This is a genomic window from Rhodococcus sp. JCM 9793 (assembly GCF_055380405.1).
Window position 1 is genome coordinate 5,019,544 of the sequence record NZ_AP043721.1, and the last position, 22,719, is coordinate 5,042,262.

22 protein-coding genes are annotated in these 22,719 nt (G+C 65.8%); 8 read left to right on the forward strand and 14 right to left on the reverse strand.

From position 1 onward, the window contains the following. Nucleotides 1-17: 17 nt before the first annotated feature. The 6 genes from ACZ46K_RS25205 to ACZ46K_RS25230 all read right to left on the reverse strand — a co-directional run bounded on the left by ACZ46K_RS25205 (nucleotide 18) and on the right by ACZ46K_RS25230 (nucleotide 6,873). A complete protein-coding gene (locus tag ACZ46K_RS25205; protein ID WP_054810212.1) occupies nucleotides 18-749 on the reverse strand; it encodes an alpha/beta fold hydrolase in 732 nt (243 codons plus the stop codon). Beyond that, a complete protein-coding gene (locus ACZ46K_RS25210) occupies nucleotides 746-1,795 on the reverse strand; it encodes an isopenicillin N synthase family dioxygenase (protein WP_054806015.1) in 1,050 nt (349 codons plus the stop codon). Before ACZ46K_RS25210 ends, ACZ46K_RS25205 begins: the two co-directional genes overlap by 4 nt. After that, complete coding sequence (locus ACZ46K_RS25215) at nucleotides 1,776-3,170, reverse strand: nucleobase:cation symporter-2 family protein (protein WP_054806021.1); 1,395 nt, start codon at nucleotides 3,168-3,170, stop codon at nucleotides 1,776-1,778. Before ACZ46K_RS25215 ends, ACZ46K_RS25210 begins: the two co-directional genes overlap by 20 nt. 126 nt (nucleotides 3,171-3,296) lie before the next feature. After that, nucleotides 3,297-4,265 carry an allantoicase gene (gene alc / locus ACZ46K_RS25220; protein WP_054806016.1) on the reverse strand — a complete coding sequence of 323 codons (969 nt, stop codon included), beginning with the start codon at nucleotides 4,263-4,265 and terminating at the stop codon, nucleotides 3,297-3,299. After that, entirely contained in the window at nucleotides 4,262-5,617 is a 1,356-nt protein-coding gene (gene allB, locus ACZ46K_RS25225; protein ID WP_054806022.1) for an allantoinase AllB, read from the reverse strand. Before allB ends, alc begins: the two co-directional genes overlap by 4 nt. Then, nucleotides 5,614-6,873 carry a DUF6986 family protein gene (locus ACZ46K_RS25230; RefSeq protein WP_464745399.1) on the reverse strand — a complete coding sequence of 420 codons (1,260 nt, stop codon included), beginning with the start codon at nucleotides 6,871-6,873 and terminating at the stop codon, nucleotides 5,614-5,616. The genes allB and ACZ46K_RS25230 overlap by 4 nt, the downstream gene beginning before the upstream one ends. Nucleotides 6,874-7,067: 194 nt before the next feature. Here ACZ46K_RS25230 and ACZ46K_RS25235 point away from each other — a divergent pair, with 194 nt between their 5' ends. Continuing rightward, the gene (locus ACZ46K_RS25235) at nucleotides 7,068-7,406 is read left to right on the forward strand and encodes a helix-turn-helix domain-containing protein (RefSeq protein WP_054806023.1); all 339 of its coding nucleotides are present in this window, start codon (nucleotides 7,068-7,070) and stop codon (nucleotides 7,404-7,406) included. Between the two features lie 131 nt (nucleotides 7,407-7,537). Beyond that, complete coding sequence (locus ACZ46K_RS25240; protein ID WP_054806017.1) at nucleotides 7,538-8,032, forward strand: hypothetical protein; 495 nt, start codon at nucleotides 7,538-7,540, stop codon at nucleotides 8,030-8,032. A 19-nt stretch (nucleotides 8,033-8,051) separates the two neighbouring features. Here ACZ46K_RS25240 and ACZ46K_RS25245 read toward each other — a convergent pair whose 3' ends face one another. Then, entirely contained in the window at nucleotides 8,052-8,648 is a 597-nt protein-coding gene (locus ACZ46K_RS25245; RefSeq protein ID WP_054806018.1) for an ATP-dependent Clp protease proteolytic subunit, read from the reverse strand. Further along, the gene (locus tag ACZ46K_RS25250; RefSeq protein ID WP_464749467.1) at nucleotides 8,645-9,268 is read right to left on the reverse strand and encodes a ClpP family protease; all 624 of its coding nucleotides are present in this window, start codon (nucleotides 9,266-9,268) and stop codon (nucleotides 8,645-8,647) included. The genes ACZ46K_RS25245 and ACZ46K_RS25250 overlap by 4 nt, the downstream gene beginning before the upstream one ends. 227 nt (nucleotides 9,269-9,495) lie before the next feature. On the opposite strand from ACZ46K_RS25250, the gene ACZ46K_RS25255 reads away from it, so the two are divergent. Then, nucleotides 9,496-10,455 carry a hypothetical protein gene (locus ACZ46K_RS25255; protein ID WP_054806024.1) on the forward strand — a complete coding sequence of 320 codons (960 nt, stop codon included), beginning with the start codon at nucleotides 9,496-9,498 and terminating at the stop codon, nucleotides 10,453-10,455. A gap of 133 nt (nucleotides 10,456-10,588) precedes the next feature. Next, nucleotides 10,589-11,290 carry a type 1 glutamine amidotransferase domain-containing protein gene (locus ACZ46K_RS25260; protein WP_054806019.1) on the forward strand — a complete coding sequence of 234 codons (702 nt, stop codon included), beginning with the start codon at nucleotides 10,589-10,591 and terminating at the stop codon, nucleotides 11,288-11,290. A 178-nt stretch (nucleotides 11,291-11,468) separates the two neighbouring features. Here the strand turns inward: ACZ46K_RS25260 and ACZ46K_RS25265 are convergent, their stop codons facing one another. From ACZ46K_RS25265 to ACZ46K_RS25290, 6 genes are all read right to left on the reverse strand, one after another. Then, nucleotides 11,469-12,788 (reverse strand): MFS transporter, encoded by a 1,320-nt coding sequence (locus tag ACZ46K_RS25265; protein WP_054806020.1) that lies wholly within the window; start codon nucleotides 12,786-12,788, stop codon nucleotides 11,469-11,471. A gap of 39 nt (nucleotides 12,789-12,827) precedes the next feature. Further along, the gene (locus ACZ46K_RS25270) at nucleotides 12,828-13,301 is read right to left on the reverse strand and encodes a glyoxalase family protein (RefSeq protein ID WP_054806025.1); all 474 of its coding nucleotides are present in this window, start codon (nucleotides 13,299-13,301) and stop codon (nucleotides 12,828-12,830) included. A 118-nt stretch (nucleotides 13,302-13,419) separates the two neighbouring features. Then, complete coding sequence (locus ACZ46K_RS25275; RefSeq protein WP_464745401.1) at nucleotides 13,420-14,838, reverse strand: xylulokinase; 1,419 nt, start codon at nucleotides 14,836-14,838, stop codon at nucleotides 13,420-13,422. Further along, on the reverse strand, nucleotides 14,835-15,761 hold the full coding sequence (locus ACZ46K_RS25280) for a carbohydrate kinase family protein (protein WP_464745403.1): 927 nt from the start codon (nucleotides 15,759-15,761) through the stop codon (nucleotides 14,835-14,837). Before ACZ46K_RS25280 ends, ACZ46K_RS25275 begins: the two co-directional genes overlap by 4 nt. A 14-nt stretch (nucleotides 15,762-15,775) precedes the next feature. Continuing rightward, on the reverse strand, nucleotides 15,776-17,248 hold the full coding sequence (locus ACZ46K_RS25285) for a mannitol dehydrogenase family protein (RefSeq protein WP_054805806.1): 1,473 nt from the start codon (nucleotides 17,246-17,248) through the stop codon (nucleotides 15,776-15,778). Continuing rightward, entirely contained in the window at nucleotides 17,235-18,266 is a 1,032-nt protein-coding gene (locus ACZ46K_RS25290; RefSeq protein ID WP_464749469.1) for an NAD(P)-dependent alcohol dehydrogenase, read from the reverse strand. Before ACZ46K_RS25290 ends, ACZ46K_RS25285 begins: the two co-directional genes overlap by 14 nt. Before the next feature lie 125 nt (nucleotides 18,267-18,391). Between ACZ46K_RS25290 and ACZ46K_RS25295 the strand changes: the two genes are divergently transcribed. Genes ACZ46K_RS25295 through ACZ46K_RS25310 form a run of 4 tightly spaced genes read left to right on the forward strand, consistent with a single transcriptional unit; the run spans nucleotide 18,392 to nucleotide 22,681 of the window. Next, complete coding sequence (locus ACZ46K_RS25295; protein WP_464745405.1) at nucleotides 18,392-19,447, forward strand: sugar-binding transcriptional regulator; 1,056 nt, start codon at nucleotides 18,392-18,394, stop codon at nucleotides 19,445-19,447. 5 nt (nucleotides 19,448-19,452) lie between these two features. After that, the gene (locus ACZ46K_RS25300) at nucleotides 19,453-20,832 is read left to right on the forward strand and encodes an ABC transporter substrate-binding protein (protein WP_464745407.1); all 1,380 of its coding nucleotides are present in this window, start codon (nucleotides 19,453-19,455) and stop codon (nucleotides 20,830-20,832) included. Between the two features lie 32 nt (nucleotides 20,833-20,864). Continuing rightward, nucleotides 20,865-21,794, forward strand: a complete 930-nt coding sequence (locus ACZ46K_RS25305) for an ABC transporter permease subunit (RefSeq protein ID WP_054805807.1) — start codon at nucleotides 20,865-20,867, stop codon at nucleotides 21,792-21,794. Next, complete coding sequence (locus ACZ46K_RS25310; protein WP_378559678.1) at nucleotides 21,791-22,681, forward strand: carbohydrate ABC transporter permease; 891 nt, start codon at nucleotides 21,791-21,793, stop codon at nucleotides 22,679-22,681. Before ACZ46K_RS25305 ends, ACZ46K_RS25310 begins: the two co-directional genes overlap by 4 nt. Nucleotides 22,682-22,719 lie beyond the last annotated feature (38 nt).

Below are 22,719 nucleotides of genomic sequence, written 5' to 3' on the forward strand. Positions count from 1 at the left end.
GGGAACTTTCTTGGTTGCTATACGAGCGAGGAAAGCCACCGAACAAGCTCTGCAGCAAGCTCATCGGAGGCAGACAGCTGCGGCGCATGGTCCGACTCGAGAGTCACGACGGACGCACCGGGTGTGAGCCGCCACATCTCCCTCTGGGTTGCGATCGGGACCGAACGGTCCAGCGCTGCTTCGATGTACAGGCGCGGCACGGTCCCGAAACGTTCGGCCGACCAGGTCGGCGCCATGAGCCGTGCGGTTTCGAGTTGCGGGACGAGCCGGCGTGCAGCGCCGATGGCGTCGGCAGCGCTCGCCTCGTGGAAGAACACCGCCGCACCCGCTTCCGGCGGGACGACGGTGCCGCGTCCATCCGGTGTGGGCTCGATCCACGCGGAGATACCCACAGGCGGAAGAAGTCCCATCCCGCTGCACAGCATCCCGAAATCGACATCGGACGGCAGCATCATGCCCGCGACGTACGCGACACCGGTCACGCGGTCGGTCAGCATCTCCGCCACCTGCGTCACGACGATGCCGCCGCCGGAGTGCCCGACGAGAACCACGTCCTTGTCGAGCTCGATCACGTAGTCGGCAACCACGCCGGCGACGTCATCGAGCGTGACATCGTCTTCGCCCCACCCCCCGACACCGGGCAACGACAAGGGATGAGGCGTATGTCCGGCTGCGCGCAGCGGGGTGAGGATCGTGTCCCACACCCAGCTACCCGCCCAGGCACCGTGCACCAGGACAACGTGGCTCACCGCTTGCCTGCCGCAGCCAGAACCCGGGCGGCTTCTCTGGCGGCCTTGGTGTTCGCCTTGCCCTGACGCGATCCCGCGAGCTTCGCTTCGATGTGGTCGCGCACGGTGATCGGCTCGTAGCATTCGTCGTCGACGAACTCCGGCAACGTGGAGATGACCGCGTCGACGTTGCCGTCGTGGAAGAACGCCACCGAGCGTCGCCGCTGGATCGCGCCGTCCACAATGGGCGGCTTGACCCGGTGCAGGGTGGACATCCAACGGTCGTTGGTGATGCGGGCGGTGAGGTCGCCGAGGTTGACGAGCAACGCGCCCGGCTTCGGTACGACGTCGTGCCACACACCAGCGCCGTCGAGAACCTGCAGCCCCGCGACGCGGTCGGCCCACAGGACGGTCACCAGACCGAAGTCTGTGTGTTCGCCCATGCCGGTGAGGTCCCCGTCGAGAGTCACGGTGCCTTCGGGCAGTGCGTAGTTGTTCATCCTCAGCACGTCGATCGAGTGGTCGGTCAGCCGTGCAAAGTAATCCGGTTCCTGGCCGAGCGCATCAGAGAAGATATGCGTGAGAGTCCCGGCGACCCGGGACGCCTCGGTGTAATAGGCCTGCACCCGATCCTGGAAGCCGGCGACCTCCGGCCACAGATTGAGGCCGTAGTCGTCCTCCGACAGGTCGAGGTCGGCGAACGACCGCGCCTCGGTGCCGACGTTGAACGCTTCGAAGAAGTCGTTCATCTTGCTTGCGGACTCCACGCCGAGGCTCAGACTCAGCGCTTCGCTCTTGGGTGGGCTGTAGCCTCGGTTGGCGCCCTCGACCCGATACTGCTTCTTCTCGTCGAGCGACAGGCCGAAGAAGTCGTCGACTGCGCCGGCCAGTCCGTCGAGTACGTCGTCCGGGATTCCGTGCCCGAAGATTTGAACGAATCCGACTCGCGTACAGGCATCGTCGATCTCGCGGGCCACCCGGATGCGATCGGCATCGCTACCGGCACACACGTACGGGCCGATGTCGACGGCGGGCACATCGAAGGTGTCAGATGTGTGCGGGTTCATTGGCAACTCCGGTCCTGGAAGGGGATTCGGGCGAGGGGACGGGGGTATCGCGACGAACGGCGGCGCGGGCCGACGTTCCGAGCCGGGTGTGATTGAACAGCAGGTTCAGCGAGAATGCCGTGATCGCTGCGAGCGTGATCCCGCTACCCAGAATGATCTGCGCGGACGATGCGAAGTGATCGAACAGTCCTTCGGCGAACTCGGGCAGCAGACCGACACCCACCGCGACGGCCGCGATGGTGGAGTTGATCCGGTCCGACATGTCGACCTTGCGCAACGTCTCGATGCCGACCAGAGCCACCGTCGCGAACAGGATGAGGCCGACACCGCCGATCACCGGCTGCGGCAGAGCCGCGACGACCGAACTGGCCTTGGGCAGTACGCCGAGAACGATGAGGATCACACCGGAGGTGGCGGTGACGTATCGGCTGTGAACGCGAGTGGTGGCAACGGCGCCGACGTTCTGGTTGAAGACCGTATCGACGAAGGCATTGAAGATCCCGCCGAGTATGGCGGAGAGGCCGTCGCCGGCGAGTCCACGAGCGATGTCGGCCTTGCTCAACCGCTTCCCTGTGATCTCGCTCAATGCGAGCATGCTCGCGGTGGATTCGGCGAACACGACCGCCATGACGATGCTCATGGCGACAACCGCGGTGACGGGGAACTCCGGTGCACCGAAGTGGAACGGGGTGGGCAACCCCAGCCACGCGGCGTCCGCGACCCCACCGACGTCGATCATGCCCAACGGGAAAGCGAGTGCGGTACCGGCAAGAAGGGCGATCAGCACCCCGAGCTGCGACCAGATCCCACGGCCGAGGCACAGGAAGCCGACCGCTACGGCGATCACCACAACAGCCAGCATGATGTTCGTGGGTGACGCGAAGTCCGGTGACGAGGGGTCGTTGCCGACGATGAGTCCACCCGCGACACCGATGAGCGAGATACCCACTACGGTGAGCACCGCGCCGGTGACGAGCGGCGGAAAGAACCTGACGAGCTTGGCGAACGGCCATGCCAGTGCGAGACCCACGATGCCGCCGACGAGCATCGAGCCGTACACGGCCTGCAGTCCGTATTGGTTCGCAATGAGGATCATCGGGGTCAGCCCCGCGAAGGTGGCGCCGCAGATGATGGGCATCCGAACCCCGACGAGCTTGCCGATGCCAAGGCTCTGAATGACGGTGATGAGGCCGGCGATCAGCAGGTCGGCGCTGATGAGCATCGCGATGGTGTCGCGGTCGAGTCCGACTGCGGCACCGAACACGAGTGGCACGGTGACGCACCCGGTATACATGATCAGGACGTGCTGGAGTCCGAATGCGAACTGCCGGAAGAACGGCAGTTTCGCGTCGACGGAGTGTACTGCTGTGTCCATGTGGATGCTCCAGTTCGGATACAGGGCTGTATACGCTGACGAGTTCATCCTGGGCTCCGAAGTTTTCGAACTCGAGTCCGAATGTTTCACACCGGTAAGGAAGGGCTCACCGTCACTCGGTGGGGCCTATGTCAAGCGCCCGTTCACCCGCAGCCGAGCGATACCACCGTCCGGATATACGTCGATCCGCACGAACCTCACCGGCATATCGGCGTCGACACGGAACCGGTGCCGGCAGTCCGGTAGCAGCGCGGTGCGAGGAAGCAGTTCGATCCACGCCGCCTCGTCCGAAAGCTGCTCCTCCGTGGAGGTCCCGTGCAGGCATGCCGATCCGGGTGCATTGCCGACGAAGTACGAGGTGTCGATCTCGACGTGGTCGACAAACCCTTCCCCGGCCAGACGTACGACGACGTAGTCGTTGCCGTCGTCCCGCCTGCGCGCGTTCTCCCAGCCCTCCCCCATATGCCGGGACCTACCCGGCGCAATGATGTTGCGCGGCGACGAATAGAAGCGGTTGGAGCACGAGACGACGTCTCCCCCGTTCTCGATCGCGGCGAGATCGATTGTGCCGGTCAGGAAGGCGGGGTCCGGCCGCGCTTCTCCGTGAACACGGAACCGCGCCACCCCGCCGTCGGGAAAGATGTTCAGGCGCACATGCGTCCACCTACGCTCGCCGGTCACGGGGAAGGCGTTGGCGGTGTCGCCCCGGAGTGCCACCCGGTCGAGGATCGATTCCCACGGCGCGTCGACCAATTCGTGTGCCGTCGGGTAGCCCTCGACGCTCACCCCGTCGATCGACGCGAAGGTCGGGAAGTTCCCGGTGAACCAGGCGGTGTCGACGACAACCCCACGGATGATCCCCGGAACGCCGAGCCGGACGATCGCAAAGTCGTGGCCGGACTCCCTGCGACGACGAGTTTCCCACCCGTCGTAGACCTTCCCCTTGTGCCCGAATTCCGAGGGGTCGAAAGCCGGAGCGCCGGGAGAGATGAGGTTCTCCCGCCCGGCGAAGAACTCGTCGTTCGCGTAGACGACCGATCCCGCGAGCTCGCGGGAAGCAAGATCGGGCAGCTGCAGAAATTCCGCTGTGGTCAACGGTTGTCCTTCCTGGTCAGGAGGGCGCCGCGCGGCGCCGGGTCGTCAATGGGGGCGAGGGTGACGGTGAGCGGCTCCCCCGCGAGCCAGGTCTGCCGGACGACACCGGCGAGCGCGCGCTCCGCGTAGGGGGTCACGGCGTTGCGGTGATGCAACCGTTCGGGTAAGACGACGAATGCGTCGTCGGGCGCGAAGACGCACAGGTCTGCATTGTTGCCGACGGCAAGGGAACCGCGGTGGTCCAGCCCGACGAGTGCCGCAGTACTGCCGGACATCCAGCGACACACGTCGACGAGTGTGTGGCCACGCTTGCGCGCTTCCGACCACACGATGGGGAGGCCGAGTTGTAGCGACGAGATGCCGCCCCACGCTTCCCCGAAGTCGCCGCTGGTGAACTTCTTCAGTTCCGGTATGCACGGCGAGTGGTCGGACACGATGCAGTCGAGGGTGCTGTCGGCGAGGGCTCGCCACAGACTCTCCCGGTTACGTGCTTCGCGGATCGGCGGGCAGCATTTGAAATGCGTCGACCCGTCGAGGATCTCCTCACTGAAAAGCGACAGATAATGCGGGCAGGTCTCGGCCGTGATCGGCAGGCCGTCCGCCTTCGCAGCGGCGAGGAGCGGCAGGCTGCCGGCGTCCGACAGGTGCAGGATATGGACCCGGCATCCGGTCTCCCGTACCCCCTCGATGACCTGCGTGATGGCACGGGACTCGGCGACGGATGGCCGCGAGTGCAGGAAATCGTCGTATCGTCGTCCGGTGGGTGGGGCCTGCTCGGCGAGGGTCGGTCCGTCCTCGGCGTGCACGATGAGTAGTCCGCCGAACCCGGCGATCGTCCGCATCGCCTCGACCATCTGCTGCCGGTCGAGCGGTGGGTACTCGTCGAGTCCCGAGTGGGCGAGAAAGCATTTGAATCCGAACACTCCTGCGTCCCAGAGTTGTTCGAGATCATTTAGGTTCTCCGGAACGGCACCACCCCAGAATCCGGTGTCGACCGTGACCTTGCCTGCGGCAACCTGTCGTTTCACCGCGAGGGCCGCGACGTCGGTCGTCGACGGAATCGAATTGAGTGGCATGTCGACGAGCGTGGTGACTCCGCCCGCCGCTGCGGCACGGGTCGCGCTTGCAAACCCCTCCCATTCGGTGCGCCCGGGTTCGTTGACATGGACGTGGGTGTCGATCAGGCCCGGAAGCAACACCTCGTCGTCGGCGAGAATCACCTCGCGTGCGGCGCGCGGTGACGGGCTGTCGTAATCGTCGATCGCGGTGATCCTGCCGTCGTGGATGAGCACGGCACAGCTGCGTTCCTGGTCGCCGACGACAGCGCGGCGTGCGCGGATGACGGTGTTCACTGCACTGCCCCTGACGCCCTGAGCGCGAGGAGTTCGTCGAGTCCCACACCTGCGTGTTCGGATATGTCTGCGTCGGTGATCGCGCCGCACGCGTGCCCACGGAGCAGGAACGATGCGAGAGCGCGGGCCGTGGCGGGTTCGTCGAGATAGCCCGAGGTCTTTCCGGGGTCGAGATAGGCGGCAACACGTGCGCCTGCAACTCGGAGCGACCGACGGTAGAACGCGAAGGTCGCCGCGTATCTGGTGGGGAGCTGCGCGGGGTGCAGGTCCCAGCCCTGGTAGAAGCCGCGGCGCAACGATCGGTCGACGAGTCGCGCGTGCAGGCTCCACGCGGCGCGGATGTCGTCGCGGGTGCCGACGGGAAGCCGGTTGGTCGAGCCGTCGGACAGTCGGACGCCGGTTCCTGCCGCCGCGACCTGCATGGTTTCCTTGGCATGGTCGGCGACGGGATGGTCCATCGCCTGATACTCGGCGGCGATGCCACATGCGGCCGAGTAGTCATAGGTGCCGTAGTGCAGAGCGGTGCATCGCCGCTTCGCGGCGCGGATCATCGTCGCGACCGCGGCGGTTCCGGCGGGACCGCAGATGGACTGGGGTGTCTCGATCTGGATCTCGAACCCGAGTGGCGCAGCGAGTGAATACGTCCGATCGAGATACTCGCACACGGTCACCATCGCCGCCACCTGCTCCGGGGCGGTCACCTTCGGCAGCGTGACGATGAAACCCTCAGGAAGAGCATTCTTCTCGGTCAGCGCGGCGACGAACGCATCGAGTGTGCGTAGTCCACGGTGTCGTGTCGCGGCCTCGAAGGATTTCATCCGGATTCCGACGAAGGGAGTCGCGCTGGGTTCATCAGCGAGCGCTGCGGCGGCCCGCGCGACGTGCTCGTCTTCGTCGCGGTCGCGGGCGGTGATGCCGCGCTGGACGAATCCGTCCTCGAAATCGATCCGCAGGTCTTCGATCGGCTCGTCCCGCAGTTTTGCGCGGACGAGGGGCAGGACAGCTTCGGCGATCTCGGGTTCGATACCTGTCACCTCGGCGAGGTCGGATGACCCGGCCAGGTGGGAGTCGAGGGTATCGAGGGCTTCGGCTCCCCACCGCGCGACCGTCCCGGCGTCGTACCGGTCGGCGGGGATGTACACGGTGTTCACCGGTTGACGGGTGTCCGTGTCGCCGGGGTAGGCAGCGGCGTAGGCCGCATCGACATCCGCGAGCTGCCCGTCCAGTGCCGCGGCGAGGTTCTCCAGTTCGGTCAAGCCGACCACTCCTGTCCTGCATCCACCGCTGTATACGGCGTGATACCCCGACGGTATCGACGGCAGGTCATGTGTTCCGTTAACTGACGTTACGGACCGGTAACACCCTCGGCCAGAGGAGTCGTGGGAGCACGTGTGTTCGTCGACAGCGGAACCGAGCCCGCGTCACGCTCCGCGGCGGAACAATGGGCGGTATGGAACCGGAGCCACGGAAAGTCGTCGATCTCGGAGCCGCGCGCGCTGCACGCGAGCCGCGTCTGCTGCGTCAGGTCTACGGCGAGGTCCTCCGCAACGAACGGCGCGACCAGGACCGCAGCCTCGACGACGTCGCCCGCGCCGTGGGCATGTCGAAGCAGTATCTGTCCGAGATCGAGCGCGGACGCAAGGACCCCTCGTCGGAGATACTCGGTTCCGTCTGCACTGCGCTGGGCATGCCGGTGGAACGACTCCTCGAGCGGGGAATCCGTCGCATGTCAGCACACCGCGCGATCGGGACCACACAGCAGACCACCGTGGAGCTGCGCGCGGCCTGACTCTGATCCACCAGGTAAATCAACAGATTTCGAGGCTTTGGTCTCCGGATTCGTTGCACAGTGCCACAATCGGCAGGGAAACAACCGTCCACACGTGATATCTCACGCTGCCGACTCGTCAAAGGAGAGGCATGTACCGGAAAGTTCCCGGTCTCGTCGTCACCTCGTTCGTCGCCGCCACCGCTGCTGCTCTGTCACTGAGCGTAGGCGCGGCCCACGCGAACCCCCTGGGATCGATCGACTTCACTCCGCCGACCGATCCCGTCGAAACACCGTTCTGCAGCATCGAATACCCCGACCCCAACCAGTTCGACCGCATCGACACCAGCGACGTGACGGTGTCCTCTCCGGCGGATGGGCAGGTGCGGTTCACATTCCACACGCGGTCGCAGACCACGGCACCGTACACACAAGCCGCGTCGGTATCCTGGGCGAACCTCGACAGCGGAATCAGCGGTGTCGGCGACACCTCAGCGCGAGTCGGAGCGGGTGAAACGATACTCACCGTGCCGGTGCAGGACACAGGCCCGGGTCGTGTCACCGCAGTCACCCGGGTTACAAATACTGCAGACAACGGCCAGGATGTCACGACGCTCGATTGCTCCTCCGAGTACACGGTGCCCTGACACGCCCCGTACTCACTCCCTAGAGGTCGTCACGGGTGACGATGATGTGGTCGGCGAGCCCGTAGGCGACAGCCTCCTCCGGAACGAAGATGCGATCGCGGTCGGTGTCGCGGCGAAGTTGCTCCACGTCTCGGCCGGTGTGCGCCGCAAGTATCTCCTCGGTCTGTGCGCGTACCCGCATCACCTCCGCGGCCTGCAACGCGAGATCGGAGATGGTGCCCTGGCCCTGCGACGACGGCTGATGGAGCAGCACTCTCGAATGCGCGAGCACATGCCGTCGTCCTTCCGTGCCGGCAGCCAGGAGCACAGCCGCGGCCGACGCGGCCTGCCCCATGCAGTACGTCGCGACCCCGGCTCGCAGGAACTGCATTGTGTCGTAGATCGCGAGCATCGCCGTGGTCGACCCGCCCGGTGAGTTGATGTACAGACCGATCTCCCGGTCGGGCGACTCGGCTTCGAGGTGCAGCATCTGGGCCATCACGACATTTGCGACACCATCGTCGATCTCGGTGCCGAGGAAGATGATCCGCTCGTTGAGGAGGCGGCTGAAGACGTCGAACGACCTCTCCCCTGCCGGCGTGCGTTCGATGACGTTGGGGATCGTGTACGAGCTCATCGGACGTCCTCCCGCCGATCGGCGAACAACCCGAGCGGACGTGTCGCCGCAAACGGGGCGATTTCCTGCAGCGAGCCCACGACGGCGTCGACGATGCCGTACTCGCGAGCCTGATCTGCTGTGAACCACCGGTCGCGGTCACTGTCGCGGGTGATCTCCTCTACCGAACGCCCTGTGGCGTCGGCGAGGATCTGCTGCGACTGCTGCTTCATGTATTCGAGGTGCTCGGCCTGGATAGCGATGTCTACTGCCGTACCGGCGAACCCCGCGGAAGGCTGGTGCATCATGATGCGGCTGTGCGGCAAGCTCAGCCGCTTACCTTTCGATCCCGACGCCAGGAGCACCTGTCCCATGCTCGCGGCAAAACCGACCGCGACAGTGACGACGTCGTTGGGGACCAGCCGCATGGTGTCGTAGATCGCCATCCCGGCAAGGACCGATCCTCCCGGAGAGTTGATGTGGAGGACGATGTCGCGCCTGTCGTCGTCGTTGGCGAGGAGCACCAGTTCCGAGCAGACTCGTTCGGCCATCTCGTCGTCGACTTCGCCGGTGAGGAGGAGAGTGCGGTGCCGGAAGAGTCTCTCGACGAGGGTGTCGCGATAGGTGGATGTTCCGTTCATTGTCATGCGACCACCCTCGCCGCCGTCGGCGTGAATCGCTCCGTTTGTCCGCCCAGGGCAGACGGCGTCCCGGAGAGCAACCTCCGCCCCGAAACATGTGCCATCGGTCACATAAGCGTTGGCGGGCGCGGATCCGGGTAGTCGAGAGTTGTCACGTCGTGTTTCCGATCGATGTGAATTCGTCGGTAGGTCACCGACCCTTCCAATACAAAGGAGGCGAACGCACGATGACCGAGAACCGTACCGCCGCGTTGCTCACACAGTTGCGCACACTCCACGAACTGACCCATGCCGAGACTCAGGTTGCCGAGACCCGCGTCGCTCAGGCCCGTACCGAAGCGGTACGCAAGGAACTGACCGAGAACGCGGAGAATTGTCGGATCCGCGCGATTGCCGTCGAAGAAGCCCTCCGCGACCTCGGTGGGTTCCCGGATGTAGTGGGGCCGTTCCTCGGCCGAGCTGCCGTCATGGTGAAAACCCTTGCAGAGCAGGCCCAGCCGTTCGACGAAGCGCTGTTGTCGGACCTCACGCTCGAGCATGAACTGCTCGACCGTGCCCGATACGTGAAGGCGCTGGCCACCGCGGATGACCGCAAGCCCATCGTGTCGCTGGCAGACCGCCTGATCACAGCCCACACAGCAACGGTGGAATGGCTGACCACCGTCCTCGCGGAGGAAGCCCTCGGTGGCCCCACGGCTCTGCGCCGCACCCCCCTCCAGGCCGCGGTCGGTGCGGCAGTGCGGCTGGTCGATACGCCGGTCACCTGGTCCACCCGCGGAATCGACCGTGCGATCGATGTCGCACGCTCGACGCGACCCCGAATCGAATCGCTGCTCTCGCGGGGCGCGCATGCCGGTGACGTCGCAGCTACGACGATCGGTGCGTCGCGCGACGCGGCCCTCGAGACGGCCGAGCGCGTGAGTCGGCGCGAAGGGGCCGAGGGGGCTGCAGACGCCCTGCACAAGGTCCGGAGCGAATCGGGAGTTCTCGCCCCGGAGGAATTGCCGATCCGCGACTACGACGACCTCACCGTCCCCAAGGCCGTCGAGGCGGTCAAAGAGCTGACCGAGCCCGCAGACATTCGCGCCATCGTGGCATACGAGGAAGCCCACAAGGCGCGGCACGGCGTTGTCTCGGCTGCTCAGACCCGTCTGGCTGCCATTGCGCAGGACGTGGTCGGCGTCTGATCGCCCCCGCGTAGCGGCAGTTCCGTCACGATCGCGGGGTTGCGGTTCGGACCCGGCGATCGTTTCGGGCTGTTCCGTGTCGCCGGAACCCACAGTGGGTACGTCATCAGTACGCCCTGCGAGAGGAACCCCCATGACCGATGTCCTGTTCGTCGTCAGCGCAGCCGATCATTGGACTCTCCAGGACGGCACCCGTCATCCCACGGGTTTCTGGGCCGAAGAACTCGTGGAGCCCTACACCACATTCACCGAGGCCGGCTACACCATCACCGTCGCGACTCCCGGCGGGCGCACCCCGGTCGTCGACCCTGCCAGTCTCGAACCCGACGCGGCAGGAGGCGAGGACCGCGCGGCCGCGCTGAAGACGTATCTCGACGAGCTACATCCCGTACTCGCGAATGCTGTACCGCTCGAAAGCCGACGCGCCGAGGATTTCGATCTGCTGTTCGTGCCCGGTGGTCATGCGCCGATGGAGGACCTTTCCGTCGACGAACGATTCGGTGAACTCGTGCGACATTTCGTCGAGTCCGACAAGATCGTCGCGATGGTATGCCACGCACCCGCAGCGCTGCTGCCCGCGTTCGCGTCGGGAGGACGCTGGTTGTTCGAAGGCTACCGATTGACGTCCTTCACGAACCTCGAGGAGGTACAGGCGGGACTCGCCGACAAGGCCCCCTGGTTGCTGCAGGACCGGCTCCAGGAGGCCGGCGCGCTCTTCTCGTCCGCCGATGCGTGGGAACCACACGTGGTGGTCGACCGAGGCCTGTACACGGGTCAGAACCCGGCGTCGTCGCGCCCGCTGGCCGAACGCGTTGTCGCCGAAGTCTCACCTTGACAGCCGGTGCAACCAGTTCCGAATCGGGCCTCACGAGCCGGAGAGGGGTTGCGCGTGGGGACACACGCCCAGCTGTGAAGTTCGCGAACAGATCCTGCGCGCCGGGTTGCCGGTCGGCCAGATCGAGACATTGCCCACGCAATGGACGATGACAACCTTCGATTCCGATGGACACGTCTCAGTCCTCGAGCGCTACCCGGGCACGTTCCGGCAGTGTGAACGCGGCGACTGCCGCGACGACGAACGCCACTGCGAAGGTACCGAAGACCAGGGCGTTGCCACCGCCATCGAGCAGCAACGGCACGAGGAGCGGGGCAATGATCGACGCGAGTCGGCCGAACGCTGCGGCGGCGCCCGTGCCGGATCCGCGTACCGGAGTCGGATACATCTCCGGCCCGATCGCGTACAGCGCGCCCCACGCACCGAGGTTGAAGAACGACAGGGCCATGCCGGCGGCGATGATCGTTGCGGGCGTGTCGGCGAGTCCGAACAGGGCCGCGGACACGGCCGAGCCCGCGAGGAAAGCCGCCAGGGTGATGCGCCTGCCCCACGTCTCGATCAACCACGCGGCGACGGCGTAGCCGGGTAGCTGGGCAAGGGTGATGATCAGCGTGTAGCCGAACGAAGTGACCAGGTCGAAGCCCTGTGCGACGAGCAGGCTCGGCAACCAGATGAACGCGCCGTAGTACGAGAAGTTGATGCCGAACCAGACGATCCACAGCGCGGCGGTGCGGGCACGCAATCCCTCGTCCCAGATCGATCGCCGCGGCACCTCGGCCGGCGCTGCTTCGGCCGGTGCGTCGACGATCCCCTCTCCCGGTGCCGCGACTTCCGCCGAGCGCTCGTAGTCACGGACAATGGCCTCGGCCTCCGCGTAGCGCCCCTTGCTCTCGAGGAACCGCACCGATTCCGGCAACCCGAGACGCACGACGAGCGCATACGCGGCCGGAACTAGGCCGATCGCGAGCGCCCACCGCCACCCGTCGTCGTTCAACGGCACGACGAAGTACCCGATCAATGCTGCAAGAAGCCACCCGGCAGCCCAGAAGGCTTCGAGCGCCACCACCACGCGACCACGGATCTTGCGCGGCGCAAACTCGCTGACCAGCGTCGACGCGACCGGAAGTTCTGCGCCGAGCCCCAGGCCGACGACGAAACGAAGGGCGATGAGCATCACGACCGAAGTGGACAACGCCGCGGCGCCCGTCGCCAGCCCGTAGACGAGGAGGGTCATGGCGAACACCTGCCGGCGGCCGATGCGGTCGGCGAGCAGGCCACCGACCGACGCACCGATCGCCATGCCGAGGAACCCGATGGAGCCGATCCACGACAGCTGAGTGGACGACAGTTCCCACTGGACCGCCAGCGCCGCCATGACGAACGAAATGAGGCCGACGTCCATCGCGTCGAGCGCCCAGCCGACGCCTGAACCACCCAACAGGCGTCGATGCTTGGCGGTGAACGGCAGTTCGTCGAGCCGCTGGGTGCGAGTGGGCATAGATCGGAAGTTACACCCGCCACCTCCTGATCTGCGTGGTCAGCCGCGCGCGGCCTCCTCGAGCGGGGCTATCTCGATCTTCTGCATCTTCATCATCACGTCGCTGACCCGCTCCAGCACCTTCCGGTCGGGATCGGTGAGCAGCTCCGTGAGTCTCCGGGGCACCACCTGCCACGACACCCCGAACCGATCCTTGAGCCAACCGCACTGCGATTCCTCACCTCCGTCAGCGATGAGCGAATTCCAGTAGTGATCGACCTCGTCCTGGTCGCCGCAGTCGATCTGGAACGACACCGCCTCGGTGAACTTGAACTGCGGCCCACCGTTCAGCGCAGTGAAGCGGGAGCCGTCGAGTTCGAGTTCGACGGTCAGCACGGTACCGGCGGGCAGCGGTGCGCCCTCCGGATAATAGGAGGTACTCACCACTTTCGAGTTGGGGAACACGGTCGTATAGAGCTCGGCCGCTTCCTGGGCGTTCATGTCGAACCACAGACAGGGTGTGACAGCAGGCATCGTGAGGCTCCTTCGTCGATGGAGGTCGCTGGCGTGAAGACAGACCTCCTCGAACACGAAAACTCATCGCCTCATTCGACTGGCTGTCGCTTCCGCCCCGCGCTCCGATGGCCGAACGTCACCTTCGGTCATTCCTGGGAGTGGCACCGTCCGTCAGATCCCGCACTTCGGCATACCGCTGACGGACATGCGGGGTCGGGTCGGCCTCGTAGCGTCGAATCTCGCCCTCCGCCCACTTCGGTGGTTCGTCTCCACCGCGAAGAACCCACGCCGCCTGTCTCGCCGCGCCGCGGGCGACGTACTCTCCCGGTTCGGGTACGTCCACCGGCAGACCGAAGATCGCCGGCGCGAGCTCACACAGGGCCTGGGACCTCGCTCCTCCTCCAACCATCAGTACCCGCCGCACCGGTGTGCCCTGACCGATGATGTGGTCGACACCCTCGGCCAGCGAACAGAGCAACCCTTCGACGGCAGCGCGGGCCAGGTGTGCGGGCGTCGAATTCGTCAGTCGTAGGCCGTGGATCGCACCCGTCGCGTCCGGACGGTTCGGGGTGCGCTCGCCCTCGAGATACGGCACGAGCACGAGGCCGCCGCTGCCCGCGGGAGCAGACAGCGCGAGCCGAGCCAATTCGGCATGTTCTACGCCGAGCATCTCTGCGGTCGCGTCGAGCACCCGCGCCCCGTTGAGGGTGCACACCAGCGGCAGGTGTCGTCCGGTCGCGTCGGCGAACCCGGCGACGTATCCGTCGGGGTCGCGAGGTGCGGTCGCCGACACAGCGCACACGACGCCGGATGTTCCGATCGACACGATGACATCACCTTCGCGGGCATCCAATGCCAGTGCCGCGGCAGCATTGTCACCGGCCCCCGGTCCTATCAGAGCGCCCCACGACGCTTCCCCGACGGATTCGGCAGGCCCCGCAACCGGCGGCAGCGAAGGACCCGGGCGGCGCAATGCGAGCTCGAGCAGATCACGACGGTAGTCGCCGGTAGTGGCATCGAAATAGCCGGTGCCGCTCGCGTCGCTACGGTCGGTGGCGAGCGCGCCGAGATCGGAGCTGCCGGCCATTCGCCACGTCAACCAATCGTGCGGTAGGCACAACGCGGCTGTGCGCGCAGCATTGTCGGGTTCGTGGTCGGCGAGCCAACGGGCTTTCGCGATGGTGATCGAGGCAACCGGCACGACTCCGACGGCGTCCGCCCATGCGTCGGGCCCACCGAGATCGCGGACCAGATCCGCCGCCGATACGGCAGATCGGTTGTCGTTCCACAGCAAAGCATCTCGAACCACCTGACCGGAGGAGTCGAGGCACACCATCCCGTGCTGCTGCGCACCCACCGCCAGCGCAGCGACGTCCTCGAGGCCCCCCGCCGCGGCGATCGCCTCGTCGAGCGCAGCCGACCACGCGTGGGGGTCCACTTCCGTCCCGTCCGGGTGCGGCGCTCGACCTTCCCGGACCACGGCGCCGGTGTCCGCGTCGCACACCATCACCTTGCAGGACTGGGTGGACGAATCCACACCGGCTACGAACGTCATGGTGTCACCGCCCGGTCGCGCTGCGCACGCGTGGGCAGGTCCGCGCCCGCCCGCGCGACCGTGAGCGCCGACGTCACAGCAGCCGTGCGTAGGACGGATTCGAGGTCGCCCGTGCCTATCTCGCGCAACCTCTCGCGCTGTTCCGCTCCCAGGAAGCCGAGTGTCCACAGTGCGTCGAGGAGTCCGACGGTGAATGCGTCTCCTGCACCGACCGTGTCGACCACGTCGACCTTCCTCGCGGGCACCTCGACGACACCCGCGCGGCACACGGCGACAGCACCGGCCGCTCCGCGGGTGACAGCGACGATCGCCGGCCCCCGCGACAACCAGTCGCATGCGACGTCGAGCGGGTCGCGTCCCGGTTCGACCCAAGCGAGGTCCTCGTCACTGACCTTGACGACGTCCGAGAGCGCCACCAGACGTGCGATTCGCTCGCGGCCTCGCGCGTCGTCGGCGATCAGAGCGGGCCGGATGTTGGGATCGAAGCTCACCGTCGAGGTCTGGGCCTGCTGCTCGATGAGATCGGCGACCGCGTCGCATCCCGGTTCGAGTACGGTCGCGATCGACCCCGTGTGGACGAGCACCGCATCGGCGGACGGCTCCGGAAGTCGGGGCTGCCAGGCGATATCGAATTCGTAGGTGGCCGCGTTGTCGTCGCCGATGGTCGCCGATGCGGTCGCGGTTCTCATCGCCGACACACTGCTCTGGGTCAGGACGACACCGGACGCATCGAGATGCCGCGCGATGCGTCCACCACGCTCGTCGGCGCCCAGACTCGTGGCGAGCCGGACCTCCCGGTCGAGACGCCCCAACCCGACAGCGACGTTCAAGGGGCTCCCACCGACGTGTTCGACGGGGTCGTCGCCGCCGCGTCGAACGATGTCGACGAGGGCTTCCCCGACGATCAGTGCCTGGCCGTTCATTCGGGCTCCCCCACTCATTCCGGCTCCACGGGTAAGGCTTCGAGAGTGCCTTTCGCGCCCTCGTTGTGCAGGGAGTTGAGCGCCCAGGTGTAGGCATCGACGAACCGTGTGTTGCGGGCGAGATCCCCGAACACCGACGTGTTCTCGATGAAGGCTGCCGGATGAGTGAGTTGCTTCCGCGCGAGCGGCACCAGCTGCTCGGCAAGACGGTCCACCACCTCGATCGGGACACCGTGTTCGTCGACGCCCTCTGCGTAACGGGCCCACGAGGCCACGATCGCGGCGGAACGGACGACATTGCCGCCGTGCGCGAGGTTCTCCCGGATCACCGGGAGCAACCACTTCGGGATGCGATCGGACGATTCCGCGCACAGCCTCGCGATGGTGTCACGGATCTCGGGATTGGCGAACCGTTCGATCAGGGTGCGGGTGTACTCCGTCAGGTCGATCCCCGGTACCGGCCTCAGAGTGGGGATCGCTTCCAGATCCATGTAATTCAGAAGGAAACGCGCGATCAACGGATCCTGCGCCGCATCGTGCACGTACCGATAGCCCATCAGGTACCCGAAATAGCAGAGGCCCTGGTGGCTCGCGTTGAGCAGCCGCAACTTCATCAGCTCGTACGGGGCGACGTCGTCGACGACGTGCACACCGGCATCTTCGAGCGGGGGCCGCCCATCGGCGAAATCGTCTTCGAGGACCCAGGTGGTGAACGGTTCGGCGACCACGGGCCAGCGATCCTGTACATCGAACCGCGACGACAGCTCGTCGATCACGGGTGGTGTGGTGACGGGGGTGATGCGATCGACCATCGAGTTCGGGAACCGGGTGTTCTCGGTGATCCAATCCGCGAGATCCGGGTCCACCAGGCGCGCGTAGGAGGTGAAGACCCGGCGGGCGACGACACCGTTGCCCTCGATGTTGTCGCAGGACATGAGCGTCGGGGACGGGATGCCACGCGCCCGCCTGCGAGCCAGTGCTTCGACGACCAGCCCGAACACCGTGGCCGGTGGGCCTTCAGCAGCCAGATCCTGCAGGACCGCCGGGTTGTCGGCGTCGAACTCGCCGGTGTCGTGGCGGATGTTGTATCCGCCTTCGGTGACGGTGAACGAGATGATCTTCGTGGTGGGTGCGGCGAGAAGCTCGATGACGGCTTCGGGTTCGTCGGGCGCGTACCGATAGTCGACGATCGACCCGATCACGCGGGGTTCCCACGTTCCATCGGGGTGTGTGAGGACCAGAGTGTAGAGGTGATCCTGCGCAGCGAGTGCCTCCTGCATGCGCCGATCCCCCGGCATCACGCCGACCCCGCAGATCCCCCAGTCCTTCGCGAGGCCCTGCTCGAGCAGGCGGTCGATGTACATCGCCTGGTGCGCGCGATGGAAACCACCGACACCGAAATGCACGATGCCGACGGTCACGTCGTCCCGAGAGTAGGTGGGGGTGGGTATCCCCAGGTCAGGAAGGGTCTTTTCACTCGGTTCCACGATGCTCCTCCACGGTGGGCGATACCTGCACAACGGCCTTGATCGAGCCGGGGACCCGATCGGATTCGAGGGCGTCGACTGCCTTCTCGAGCGGGAAGTGCGCTGTGACCATCGAATCGAGGTCGACCCGACCGGACTCGAGAAGGCTCAGCGCCGTCGGCCACGTGTTCGCATATCGGAAGACGCCGGTGAGCACCAATTCCCGGTTCTGGATCACCTGCACGGGTAGCGGCATCGTCTCGGCGCCCGACCCCACCAGAACGACGGTGCCGCCAGGACGGACTGCGCGGATACCGGAGTCGACGGCCGCCGGCGATCCGGACGCATCGATGTAGCTGTCGACCCTCAGATCCGAGGTGTCGTCCGATCGCGGGTCGAGGGTGACGGTGGCGCCGAACCTGCGAGCCACCTCTCGTCGATGTTCATCGAGGTCGGTGACGACGATGTCGACGGCTCCGAATGCCCGCGCGACCTGGACGGTGACGATACCGACCGGGCCGGCGCCGCTGACGAGCACACTCGACCCGGCCGTCACTCGCGCTTTACGGACCGCGGCGATGCCCACCGAGAGCGGCTCGCACAGCGCCGCGGCATCGTCGGACACCGCGTCCGGGACGGGATGAGCGAAGTGCGCACCGATGGTCACGTAGTCGCACAGCGCCCCGTCCACTGGCGGTGTGGCATAGAACCGCATGTGCGGGCACAGGTTGTACTCGCCCCGACGGGTCTCGAGGCTGCCCGGGTCCGGGCGTTGAGGTTCGATCGACACCCGCTGCCCGATGCGCTCGGCGGGCACTCCGTGACCCACGGCGACGACGGTGCCGGACGCCTCGTGTCCGAGCACGAGCGGGGCCTCGACGACGAATTCGCCGATGCGGCCTTCACGGTAGTAATGCGCGTCGGACCCACAGACCCCCACCGAGGCGACACGGACCAGCACATCACCGGGGCCGGGCTCGGGAACTGGCCGTTCTTCGATCTCGATCCGCCCCGGCTCCACAAGAACTGCCGCGCGCATCGTCGCGGGGAGAGTCAATTCTGTTGTGTAGATCACACCTCGATGCTAACGTACTGAGCACATGAACGCACCCCTGCGCATTTGCTCATAGAGGCACATGCTCCAGGTCATAGAGGAGCCTCTCCGTGACGAACCCCAGTGCAGTACCGAAGGCACCGGACGGCGACACCACCGCCGCGCCCGAGGACCTTCGCCTGGCACTGCGCGCGGCCACCCTCTACTACCTCGACGGCCTCACCCAGGCCCAGGTTGCAGACAGATTGGGCGTCTCCCGCGCGACAGCCGGACGACTCGTGGCCCGTGCCCGCTCGCACGGCCTCGTCCGCATCGAGGTCACCACACCTCCCCATCTGCGAGACGACCTGCACGCCGACATCGAACACGCGCTCGAGGAACGATTCGGACTCACCGAAGCGGTCGTCGTCGGCGTCCGGGTCGACGACCGCGGACCAGTGGACAACTCGGCGAGCTTCGCTGTGCTCGGCCGCGCAGCCGCCTCACTCCTGACCCGCCGACTCCGGCCCGCCGACACTCTCGGATTCACCTGGGGCCCCGAAACCATCGCTGTCGCCCAGGCAATCCCGTCGGGTGTCGCGACGTGCGCGACGATCGTGCAACTCGACGGCTCCGTCACCACCAGCACCTACCAGACCGGCACCGAGTACGTGTTGGGCCGCTGCGCCGAACAGCTTCAGGCCCAACCGGTTCGGCTCCCCACCCCCTTGTACGCCGACGCGACGACCGTCGCGTCCATGCGCACCGACTCGGTGATCTCCCGCACGCTCGAACTGGGTGCCCGAGCCGACGCGATGATGTTCGGCGTCGGCGCAGTGTCCTCCTCCACGACCCTGTTCGAGGGCAGCTTCCTCGACACCGCGATGCTCGACACCCTCGACGAACTGGGAGCGGTCGGGGAGATCGGTGGCCGCTTCTTCCGAGAGGACGGAACGCCCGCGCACGTCGAACTCGAAACCCGCACGATGTCGACGCCGTTGCCCGACATCGCCGCATGCCCCACAACGATCCTCGTAGCCGGCGGCGCTTCGAAACATCGTGCGGTCCACGGCGCCCTCCACGGCGGGTACGCAACCATGCTCGTGTGCGACATCGCCTGCGCAGAATGGCTTCTCGATCGATCCCACACCCACTCGCACGACTCGGACAGGACCCCACCGAAATGAGGTAGATGGCCGTGCAACCACCCGGAAGCAGTACCCGCACAATCGGTTTCACCGGAAAGCTGGTGGCCGGAGCCGGAGCTCTGTGCCTGGCACTGACCGGCTGCGCCGGCGCCGGATCCATCGGTGCATCCGACCGGACCGTCACCATCGCGATGGTGTCGAATTCCCAGATGACGGATGCACGCTCGCTCGCATCACAGTTCGAAGCCGAGAATCCTGACATCGATCTCCGCTTCGTCACACTGTCGGAGAACGAGGCCCGCGCGAAGATCACCGCATCCACAGCGATGGGCGGTGGAGAATTCGACGTGGTGATGATCAGCAATTACGAAACGCCGCAGTGGGCGGAATACGGGTGGCTGACCAACCTCGGCCCCTTCATCGAAGCCACCGAAGGATACGACCAAGAGGACTTCATTCCGTCACTGCGCGAGGCGCTCTCGTACGACGGCGACATGTACTCGGTCCCGTTCTACGGTGAATCGTCCTTTCTGATGTACCGCAGGGACCTTTTTGAACAAGCGGGCATCACCCTGTCCGACCCGCCGACGTGGACCGAGGTCGCCGACGCCGCCGCGCAACTCGACGGCCCCGACATCAACGGGATCTGCCTGCGCGGCAAGCCGGGCTGGGGTGAGCTGCTGGCGCCACTCGACACCGTGATCAACACGTTCGGCGGCCGCTGGTTCGACGAGGACTGGAACGCCCAACTCGACTCACCCGAGGTGCAGCGCGCCGTCGAGTTCTATGTCGACCTCGTCCGCTCCCACGGTCAGCCCGGAGCCGCCACCAGTGGATTCACCGAATGCGCCACGCAACTCGCGCAGGGCCGTGTCGCGATGTGGTACGACTCGACCTCCGCGGTCTCGACCCTCGAAGACCCCTCGTCGAGCAACGTCGTCGGCAAGATCGGATACGCGGCCGCACCCGTCATGGAGAAGGACCCGTCCGGCTGGCTCTACACCTGGTCGCTCGGGATCCCGACGAGCAGCGAGAACGCCGACGACGGGTGGAAGTTCATCTCGTGGATGACCGACCAGAGCTACATGCACCTGGTCGGTGAAGAACTCGGATGGGAGCGCGTTCCCCCCGGTAGCCGCCTCTCGACGTACGAGATCCCCGAGTACAAGGAGGCAGCACAGGCGTACGGGCCCATCACCCTCGAATCCATCGAGGGCGCCGACCAATCGGACCCCACGGTCGACCCGGTCCCCTACACCGGAATCCAGTTCTTGGCGATACCCGAATTCCAGGACCTCGGCACCCGGGTGAGCCAACAGATCAGCGCCGCCATCGCCGGCCGTCAGACCGTCGCCGAAGCGCTCGATCAAGCCCAGAAGTACGCCGAAGCCGTCGGCGCAACGTATCGGGAGGAATCGCAGTGACTGCCCTCGAGGTGCCTCAACAGACACCGGATATGACCGAACGCATCCGCCGCGTCAAGGCAGCGAAGAACGAGAAGGTCTCCCGCGCCGAAGGCTGGCGGCTGCGCGGGCCACTACTGCCCGCCCTGATCTTCATGATCGTGGTGACGCAGATACCGTTCCTGTTCACCCTCTTCTACTCCACCCAGTCCTGGAACCTCGTCAACCCCGGCTCCCGCCGGTTCGTCGGTCTCCAGAACTACGTGGATGTCTTCCAGGACAGTCAGTTCTGGCAGGTCGCGCTCAACACGGTGATCCTCATCGTCGGAACCGTGCTGATCTCCGTGATACTGGGCCTGCTCCTCGCACTGCTGCTCGACCGGGCTTTCCTCGGTCGCGGCATCGTCCGCACCCTGCTGATCACACCGTTCCTGGTCACCCCCGTCGCCGCAGCGTTGGTGTGGAAGACCTCGATGTTCGACCCCATCTTCGGCATCGTGAACTGGGTGCTGTCCCCGTTCGGCGTCGGTGAGGTCGACTGGATCAGCCGATATCCGCTACCCACCGTGATGGTCGCGCTGATCTGGCAATGGACGCCATTCATGATGCTGCTGATCCTCGCCGGGCTGCAGTCGATGCCCCGCGACATTCTCGAGGCCGGCCGGGTCGACGGCGCGAGCGGATTCGCACTGTTCCGCGAGCTGACCCTCCCGCACCTGCGCAGATTCATCGAATTGGGCACCGTGCTCGGCGCCATCTATCTCATCAACACGTTCGACGCGATCTACATGATGACGCAGGGCGGGCCCGGCACCGCGAGCGCGAATCTGCCGTTCTACATCTACCAGCGCGCCTTCCTCGGCTTCGACATCGGCCAAGCCGCGGCGATGGGTGTGGTCGTAGTGATCGCCACGATCGTCATTGCGACCTTCGCACTACGCCTGATCTTCAAGTCGTTCACCGGTAAGGAGGAAGCGGCATGAGCACCACAGCTGCGGGTCCGCAGACATCGGACACCACGCTGCCGACCGGGGAGGCTACACGGACGGTCCGTAAACGCAAGCACCGCAAGATGAACCCGTGGGGTGTCATCGCCTGGATCGCCGGTATCGGGTTCTTCTTCCCGGTGTTCTGGATGGTGCTCACTGCCTTCAAGCAGGAGTCGGACGCATACTCCGATCCCCCGAAGTTCTTCTTCACACCCACCCTCGACCAATTCCGGTCCGTCTTCGAGACCGGTGCGAGCACAGCGCTGCTCAATTCGGCGTTCGCGACCATCGTCTCGACCGTATTCGTGCTCCTGCTCGGTGTTCCCGCGGCTTTCGCGTTGTCGCTGCGGCCGGTACGCAGGACCCAGGACGCACTGTTCTTCTTCATCAGTACGAAGATGCTGCCGATCGTCGCGGCGATCATCCCCCTGTACGTGATCGTGGCGAATATCGGCATGCTCGATAACATCTGGGCGCTGATCATCCTGTACACGGCGATGAACCTGCCCATCGCGGTGTGGATGATGCGATCGTTCTTCCTCGAGGTTCCGAGTGAACTCCTCGAGGCCGCCAGCATGGACGGCGCGAGCCTGTGGACCTCCGTACGCGAGGTCATCCTCCCGCTCGTCTCCCCTGGCATCGCCGCGACCGCGCTCATCTGCGTGATCTTCTCGTGGAACGAATTCTTCTTCGCCGTCAACCTCACTGCTGTGCAAGCGCAGACGATTCCGGTGTTCATGGTCGGCTTCATCACCGGTGAGGGCCTGTACTGGGCACAGTTGTCGGCCGCTGCGACCATGGCGGCGCTGCCCGTCGTCCTCGCCGGGTGGGTCGCACAGAACAAGCTCGTGCGCGGCCTGTCGTTCGGCGCCATCAAATAACCGACGTCGAGAAGCACCGCCTCACTCGAACCACTGCT

Coding starts and splice junctions, on each gene's coding strand:
- ACZ46K_RS25210 (WP_054806015.1), bottom strand. CDS start 1,795: ATGAACCCGCACACATCTGACACCTTCGATGTGCCCGCCGTCGACATC.
- ACZ46K_RS25215 (WP_054806021.1), bottom strand. CDS start 3,170: ATGGACACAGCAGTACACTCCGTCGACGCGAAACTGCCGTTCTTCCGG.
- ACZ46K_RS25235 (WP_054806023.1), top strand. CDS start 7,068: ATGGAACCGGAGCCACGGAAAGTCGTCGATCTCGGAGCCGCGCGCGCT.
- ACZ46K_RS25240 (WP_054806017.1), top strand. CDS start 7,538: ATGTACCGGAAAGTTCCCGGTCTCGTCGTCACCTCGTTCGTCGCCGCC.
- ACZ46K_RS25245 (WP_054806018.1), bottom strand. CDS start 8,648: ATGAGCTCGTACACGATCCCCAACGTCATCGAACGCACGCCGGCAGGG.
- ACZ46K_RS25250 (WP_464749467.1), bottom strand. CDS start 9,268: ATGAACGGAACATCCACCTATCGCGACACCCTCGTCGAGAGACTCTTC.
- ACZ46K_RS25255 (WP_054806024.1), top strand. CDS start 9,496: ATGACCGAGAACCGTACCGCCGCGTTGCTCACACAGTTGCGCACACTC.
- ACZ46K_RS25260 (WP_054806019.1), top strand. CDS start 10,589: ATGACCGATGTCCTGTTCGTCGTCAGCGCAGCCGATCATTGGACTCTC.
- ACZ46K_RS25265 (WP_054806020.1), bottom strand. CDS start 12,788: ATGCCCACTCGCACCCAGCGGCTCGACGAACTGCCGTTCACCGCCAAG.
- ACZ46K_RS25270 (WP_054806025.1), bottom strand. CDS start 13,301: ATGCCTGCTGTCACACCCTGTCTGTGGTTCGACATGAACGCCCAGGAA.
- ACZ46K_RS25275 (WP_464745401.1), bottom strand. CDS start 14,838: ATGACGTTCGTAGCCGGTGTGGATTCGTCCACCCAGTCCTGCAAGGTG.
- ACZ46K_RS25280 (WP_464745403.1), bottom strand. CDS start 15,761: ATGAACGGCCAGGCACTGATCGTCGGGGAAGCCCTCGTCGACATCGTT.
- ACZ46K_RS25290 (WP_464749469.1), bottom strand. CDS start 18,266: ATGCGCGCGGCAGTTCTTGTGGAGCCGGGGCGGATCGAGATCGAAGAA.
- ACZ46K_RS25300 (WP_464745407.1), top strand. CDS start 19,453: ATGGCCGTGCAACCACCCGGAAGCAGTACCCGCACAATCGGTTTCACC.
- ACZ46K_RS25305 (WP_054805807.1), top strand. CDS start 20,865: ATGACCGAACGCATCCGCCGCGTCAAGGCAGCGAAGAACGAGAAGGTC.
- ACZ46K_RS25310 (WP_378559678.1), top strand. CDS start 21,791: ATGAGCACCACAGCTGCGGGTCCGCAGACATCGGACACCACGCTGCCG.